Source organism: Nodosilinea sp. P-1105 (genome assembly GCF_012911975.1).
GTDB lineage: Bacteria > Cyanobacteriota > Cyanobacteriia > Phormidesmidales > Phormidesmidaceae > Nodosilinea.
In genome coordinates, this window is sequence record NZ_SMDQ01000129.1 from 1 (window position 1) to 5,252 (window position 5,252).

The 5,252-nt window shown below is 52.6% G+C and carries 8 protein-coding genes; 4 read left to right on the forward strand and 4 right to left on the reverse strand.

Annotated elements, in window-relative coordinates:
- Positions 1-115 precede the first annotated feature (115 nt).
- From E1H13_RS26100 to E1H13_RS26115, 4 genes are all read left to right on the forward strand, one after another.
- Complete coding sequence (locus E1H13_RS26100; RefSeq protein WP_169617883.1) at positions 116-298, forward strand: CsbD family protein; 183 nt, start codon at positions 116-118, stop codon at positions 296-298.
- 271 nt (positions 299-569) lie between these two features.
- Entirely contained in the window at positions 570-1,055 is a 486-nt protein-coding gene (locus tag E1H13_RS26105) for an allophycocyanin (RefSeq protein ID WP_169617884.1), read from the forward strand.
- Positions 1,056-1,369: 314 nt separating this feature from the next.
- Positions 1,370-1,867 carry a response regulator gene (locus E1H13_RS26110; protein WP_169617885.1) on the forward strand — a complete coding sequence of 166 codons (498 nt, stop codon included), beginning with the start codon at positions 1,370-1,372 and terminating at the stop codon, positions 1,865-1,867.
- A 128-nt stretch (positions 1,868-1,995) separates the two neighbouring features.
- Positions 1,996-2,286, forward strand: coding sequence for a ssl1498 family light-harvesting-like protein (locus E1H13_RS26115; RefSeq protein WP_169617886.1), 291 nt, complete (start codon positions 1,996-1,998; stop codon positions 2,284-2,286).
- A gap of 91 nt (positions 2,287-2,377) precedes the next feature.
- Here E1H13_RS26115 and E1H13_RS26120 read toward each other — a convergent pair whose 3' ends face one another.
- The 4 genes from E1H13_RS26120 to E1H13_RS26135 form a co-directional block, all read right to left on the reverse strand.
- Positions 2,378-3,475 carry a diguanylate cyclase gene (locus E1H13_RS26120; protein ID WP_169617887.1) on the reverse strand — a complete coding sequence of 366 codons (1,098 nt, stop codon included), beginning with the start codon at positions 3,473-3,475 and terminating at the stop codon, positions 2,378-2,380.
- Complete coding sequence (locus E1H13_RS26125; protein WP_169617888.1) at positions 3,472-4,155, reverse strand: PAS domain-containing protein; 684 nt, start codon at positions 4,153-4,155, stop codon at positions 3,472-3,474. The genes E1H13_RS26120 and E1H13_RS26125 overlap by 4 nt, the downstream gene beginning before the upstream one ends.
- Before the next feature lie 106 nt (positions 4,156-4,261).
- A complete protein-coding gene (locus E1H13_RS26130) occupies positions 4,262-4,735 on the reverse strand; it encodes a transposase (RefSeq protein ID WP_347404225.1) in 474 nt (157 codons plus the stop codon).
- Positions 4,736-4,899: 164 nt separating this feature from the next.
- Positions 4,900-5,252: ISAs1 family transposase (locus E1H13_RS26135; protein ID WP_169617890.1), on the reverse strand; the 353-nt coding region annotated here is incomplete at its 5' end.

Consider the following 5,252-nt stretch of genomic DNA (forward strand, 5'->3'; position numbering starts at 1 on the left):
CCTTGCCCGTCAGTCACTAAAAGCACAAACCCTCAGTCCCTTTCACTTAGAGGGTTTCCCGGCTTAAATCACACCCCTAGATTCGGTCTAAACCAACTGACAAAAGGATACCACCATGAGTATTGAAGATAGAGCTAAGGCCACCGCCAAAAAAGTTGAAGGCAAAATTCAAGAAACTGCCGGCGATCTTACCGGCAACCACGAAGCCCAGGCCAAGGGGAAAGCTAAACAGGCCGAAGGCGATGTTCGCAATACCGTTGAAGATGGCAAAGACAACATCAAAAAAGTCATCGACTAGCTTACGTTGACTAGCCTACGGCGTTGCTTAACGCCAGTATGATTTACCCCTCCACCCCACTAACTCTGGGGGGGGTTGGAATCTCAAGGCCTACGCTCGGCTGAGGGCTCAGGTCGAAGCCCAGAATTACGTCCTTCGGGCAGAGATTTATAGCCCTAAGGTCATACCAGCAAAGGCGGCACCGTAGCTAGCCACCATGGTTTTGGGCATTGTCGAAATTATAAATCGGCTAAGAGCGGAATTGAACGGGTACATTATCAGGCGATAAAAAATGAGCATTGTTAAAACCCTAATTGTCAACGCCGATGCCGAATGCCGCTACCTCACCCCTGGGGAAGTGGATCAGATTAAAATCTTTGTCGCCAGTGGTACCCGGCGGGTGCGGTTGGTGCAGGCCTTGGCGGATGGCCGCGATCGCATCGTCAAACAGGCCGCTAACCAACTCTTTCAAAAGAACCCCAGTTTAGTGGCCCCCGGCGGCAACGCCTACGGCAAAGACATGACCGCCACCTGCCTGCGCGACATGGACTATTACCTGCGCCTGGTCAGCTATGGGGTCGCCGCCGGAGACACCACCCCCATAGAAGAAATTGGCGTGATTGGCGTGCGCCAAATGTACAACTCCCTCGGCACCCCGATGGAGGGAATAGGCGAAAGCATTCGCGCCATGAAAACTGTAACCACTACCCTACTATCAGCCGAAGACAACAGCGAGGTTGGCGCTTATTTCGACTACCTGATTCAGATATTTCGGTAGACGTCCCTAGCCTGATCTTTCAATGGATAAATTCATGGCCATTAACTTTGCCACATCAATCTCTAATCTGGAGAAAGCTCACATCCTTCCCAGCGCGATCGCTCAAAAACGGTCTTTAGGGGTTAGACACCTGTGCCCTTGCTGCTCAGATATATTACTTCGTCACGTGCGATCGAACCAAGTGTATTGGCGCTGTAGCCATTGTTTTCAAGCTATGCCATTGCTAGGAGATAGCATATTATTCATGGCCTAGATTGACCAAATTTCATGGCAGTTTTTGTACCTGAGTTATTCACTAATTTGAGGTCTTCAATATGTCTTATGAAAGTCAGACTCTTCCCAAATCTGGCATGCTTAAGGATTTTCAGATACTTGTTGTTGACAACAATATCGATAGTCGATATCTCCACAAGACTTTGTTTGAAACCTGCGGCGCACAGGTGACGACCATTGAATCAATTGCCGATGCCATGACTCTTTTAGAATGTTTTTCTCCTGATATCTTGATCTGTGAAGTTAGATTTTTTAATGAAGATGCTTTGTCGTTGATTCAGAAAATTAGAGCTGTAGAACAAGATAGAGAAAATTCGATTCCAATTCTTGTGGTTTCGGCCTATTGTGCAGCTAAATCTGTCCAAAATCTGCTAGCTATGGTTGAAGGCTACCTGCTTAAGCCCACTGATATTGATCATTTAGTCAGGGAAGTGTTGAATTTGGTTGACCAAGCAAAGTCGACCCGGACGGTCAATATTAAAGACTGGGCCGTAAATCACAGAACTCGGACTAAGCCACATGCCATTGCCACAGCATAACCTCCAGCAGCGCTTAGTTAAAGTCAAGATGCCCAGTAGATATAGGGTTGCAAGCCAAGCCTTTGATTTTGATTAATAAGTAACTTGCTTCTCGCTTCAATGTTCAAAACACCCAATCAGGAGCCCCCATGGCCAATACAAATTCAGATCCCAAACTTGCTAGTGACGGTGGTCAGCTGATCCCCGCCGAGGTTCAGGCCAATATTCGCCATCATGATACTGACCCACTCACCCAGGATGTAGCCGTTCCAGGTACGACGGTCGACGATGAGGGGCTAATCAATAACTTCGCTACCGAGCCTAAGGTATACCCTTCAAAATACCCTTCGCCAAGGCAGCAGCGACGATATATTTTGCTAGGGTCAGCGGCCGTTTTGCTGGTGGCCTTCCTAGTCTGGATTTCATTCTCTGTGAGTTAAAAATCAACCCCTGAGTTGCTTCAACAGGGAGAATTGCTGGAATTGCGATCAATGCTCAAGACATTGAGGGTCATATGTCTGCCAGCTAATGTTAGGTGTGGGGGTCGACGCTGTAAAACCGGTAGGTGTTGCGGCCCTGGCTTTTGGCCTGGTAGAGGGCGTGATCCGCCTGACGTAATAGGGTGGTCGGATCAGTGCCATCCTGCGGGAAGAGGGCAACGCCAACGCTGGTGCCGATGTGTAGCCGGTGGTCGCCGATGGCAAAGGTGGGTTGCAGGCTTGCTAAAATGCGATCGCAGGTCCGTGTCACCGCCTCTACAGCCGTCAGCTGCGAGAGCACCAAAATAAACTCGTCGCCACCCCAGCGCACCAGCAGATCTTCGCCGCGCAGACAGTGGGCTAGACGCTGGGCAACTCGGTGCAGTATTTGGTCGCCGACCTCGTGGCCCAGGCTGTCGTTGATGTCTTTAAATTTGTCGAGGTCTAAAAAGGCCACGGCCACTCGGGTCTGTTGACGATCGGCCTGGGCCAGTACCTTGGGCAGGTAGGTGTCAAGGAAGGCGCGATTGGGTAGACCGGTGAGCTGGTCGTAGAAGGCTTGGCGGTGAATTTTGGCCTCGGCCTGCTTTTTTTCGGTGTTGTCGCGCACCAGCCAGTGCAGGCGCGCCTCGCCCCCCTCGTGACTGGTGGAGACGGTAATGGCCACATCGATGGCCGTGCCCTCTCGGGGCAAAATTTTAGTTTCCCAGATTTTGGGGGGTAGCGTCTGGGGGGTGCGGCTGAGCTGGGCCAACAGGGTGTAAAAAGCGCGGCGGTGCTTTACCGGTAGAAACAGCACCATGGGTTTGCCCACCAGCGATTCTTGAGGCCGGTGCAGCAGGGTCGCGATCGCCACATTGCCCGCCTGAACGATGCCCTTGGCATCGCTCACCAGGTAGCCGTCGGGGGCCAGGTTAAACAGGTCTTGGTAGCGCTGGCGCTCGGTCTCTAGCTGCTGACGATAGTCGGCCAGGGCTTGATTTTGCTGCATCAGCTGTTCGTGGGCGGTGCGCAGCTCTTCAAGCACCAGGCTGACGTCGACTAGGGCCTGAGCCAGCAGCTCGAGCTGAACGGGTGACTCGCTGGCATGATTGTGCAGCTGCAGCGCCCGTTGCTGTACAGCATCGATGCGCTCAAGCACTGTATTCACTGCGCCCTACCCTGACGACAGTCGCTGAGGTCTTGGCGCAACTGGGCATTCTCCTGGGTGAGTTCTGCGGTGCGGGCGGCGATTAACCCTTCGAGATCGCCGTGGGCCGCCTGAAGTTCTTGCTCCATCCGGCGCTGTTGGGAAATATCTCGCAGGGACCAAAGAATGGTAGTGGCTCCATGGCGACTGTCTTTGAGAACGTTGGTGGCGATCGCCACTGTCACCGGATTTCCCTGCTGCGATTTGAGGGTAACGTTCCAGGGTGTGGTGCGGTCGGGCTGGGCCAGGCGTCTCTGAAGCTCTGACCAGTCCCCCTGATCGATCAGCACTACCAGGGGTTTACCGACTAACCCAGTCTGGGGCAGGGCAAACAGCGTCGCCGCCGCCCGGTTAGCGTGGTAAATTTTGCCGACTTCGTCTGTGACCAGGTAGCTGTCGGGGGCCAGCTCAAACAGGGTGCGGTAACGCTGGCGTTCGAGGTCAACCTGATATCGGGTGTCGCTGAGTATCTGATTTTGTTGGTGCAATTCTGCATCCACCGCCTGAAGCTCTTCCAGCACCAGGTAGAGGTCTTTGAGAGACAGCTCTAACAGCGACGGGTCGACGGGGTTGGTGATAGCCTGCTCGCGCAGGTGGAGGGCCCGTTGGTAGACTGCCTCGATCTGGTAAGAGATACTCATGGGTCAGCCTTCCTGCAGATAGTCAATCATTCTGAAAACGTAGCTCTTGATACCTTAGTGAAAGTTTGTATCACCCTAAAAAGCTCTTATAGCAATCCTATTTGATTCATGAAAAGGATCCATATCGGTGCATTTTTGGGAAATCGAACACCTCTAGCCTAAAAAACTGCTCGAAGAGGGCTTTGAGCGCAGCAAAGCAGGGCTTGAGCCCGGACATGCGTCTCAGCCACGTTTTAGCTTGTAGCCAGGCATCTTCAATGGGGTTCTGGCTCGGGTCATTCGGGGCGAATCGGACACAATGGATCTTCCAGGCGTCAGGGTCTAACCCAGCATTGACTTCAGCGAGAAAGGCCTGGAGTTCTTTGGAGCGATGGTAACTGGCTCCATCCCAGAGAATCAGTAAGCGCTGCTGTGGCCATTGCGATTGCAAAAATTTCAAATAGGCAATGGTTTCGGTGGTATCCCCTTTCTCGTGCGCTTGAACGAGCAGGCGTTTGCTGAGTAAATCTAAAGCGCCATAGTAGGTTTGACGGTCTCGTTCGTTCACGATAGGAACCTCAACCCGCTCACCCAGGGTAATCGCATCTTAAACGAGTGCTCGTAGTGATGGGCTGAGGGATAAAAAAACAGCAGGTTATCGCGAGTCGATTTAGGCCTACGGCCCTGCCATTGTCGGATTTTCGGGTTAATTGCCTCCTGATGAAACCAGTTGTCTTTATCACAGGGTAGGCCTCGAGTTGGCCGTCACGCTTCACCCACCGCGCTAGCCGCCAGGATTTTAAGCATAAAGTTATCGTCCATTGCGGCGGTGTAGCGCTTCATCTTCAGACTGAGCTTCGACGGTTCGCGCTTCAGCAAACTGACACTGAGCCGACGGATCAGCCCGAGGTTTTGGGCGGCATCGCCTTGGCGAATCCGACTCGCATCTTCATTGAAGGTGACATCAAGCACCCAGTGAAGACTGTTTTCTACACTCCAGTGGGAGCGAATCACCTGGGCATGGCGGACAGCATTGGACGGCAAACTACTGATGTAGAACCGAACCTCGGTGGTGGTTTTGTTCCAGAGTTGGCGGGTACTGCGCACCATGACGACCG

Coding starts and splice junctions, on each gene's coding strand:
- E1H13_RS26125 (WP_169617888.1), bottom strand. CDS start 4,155: ATGAGTATCTCTTACCAGATCGAGGCAGTCTACCAACGGGCCCTCCAC.
- E1H13_RS26110 (WP_169617885.1), top strand. CDS start 1,370: ATGTCTTATGAAAGTCAGACTCTTCCCAAATCTGGCATGCTTAAGGAT.
- E1H13_RS26115 (WP_169617886.1), top strand. CDS start 1,996: ATGGCCAATACAAATTCAGATCCCAAACTTGCTAGTGACGGTGGTCAG.
- E1H13_RS26100 (WP_169617883.1), top strand. CDS start 116: ATGAGTATTGAAGATAGAGCTAAGGCCACCGCCAAAAAAGTTGAAGGC.
- E1H13_RS26105 (WP_169617884.1), top strand. CDS start 570: ATGAGCATTGTTAAAACCCTAATTGTCAACGCCGATGCCGAATGCCGC.